Source organism: Microvirga sp. KLBC 81 (assembly GCF_003075415.1).
GTDB lineage: Bacteria > Pseudomonadota > Alphaproteobacteria > Rhizobiales > Beijerinckiaceae > Microvirga.
Genome location: NZ_QDAH01000302.1, coordinates 1 through 723, shown reverse-complemented (window position 1 = coordinate 723; position 723 = coordinate 1). Strand labels below are relative to the sequence as shown.

Here is a 723-nt window from a genome sequence, read left to right as displayed (position 1 = left end):
GTCTCCACTGTCGTGTCTACACTCATACTACTCCGTGGCCCGGGGACGATATTAAGCGTGTGTATACACGGAATGCACCGACGCGGTGGCGTCGAACGCAGAGGGAACGCGTCGAAATCGGCGACTCGGGTCGCCGAGCGCGAGAACTGGCTCTGGTCGCCGAGCGCGAGAACTGGCTCTGGTCGCCGGGGAGGGGTTGGCCCGTGTCACCGGGCAGCCGGTGGCCTACGTCGGACTACTCTGGCCCGGCGTAGCCTGTGACCCCGAAGTCGGTGCTCTCCTCGGCGTCCGTATCGTCGTTGTCGCGAGCATCGTCGGGAGCGGTGTCGTGAGCGTCGTCGGGAGCGGTGTCGCGAGCGTCGTCGGGAACGTCGTCGTCGCCGGGGTTCCCCTCGTCGTCGCCGTCGAGAGCATCTCCCTCGCGGTCCGCCCGGCGGCGGTCCTCGTGGGTGGGCGTCTCGACGACGGTGAACAGGAGATTGGTGAGGAGGTTCGTGGCCTTCGCTCGTTCTGTCTCGGTGACCTCGTAGGCCGCGCCGGTGTCGGTCGCGCCCGGGAACGCCGCCGAGAGATCCCGACCCTCGGGCGCGGGGACGACCCGGGCGGCGCGCAAGTCCGCGAGCGCCTCCGTCACCGTCCGTAGCAGTTGCTGGAGCTGCCCCGCGGCGGCGACACCCTCGGTCGCGAGCGTGGCGCGCACTTCCTCGATCCGCACGCGCATCT

General features: G+C 69.4%; 1 protein-coding gene. It reads right to left on the bottom strand.

What is annotated here, in order from left to right; translation table 11 throughout:
* Positions 1-235: 235 nt before the first annotated feature.
* Positions 236-723, bottom strand: a 488-nt coding sequence (locus DC522_RS35320; RefSeq protein WP_205769945.1) for a hypothetical protein, incomplete at its 5' end; no start/stop codon positions are given.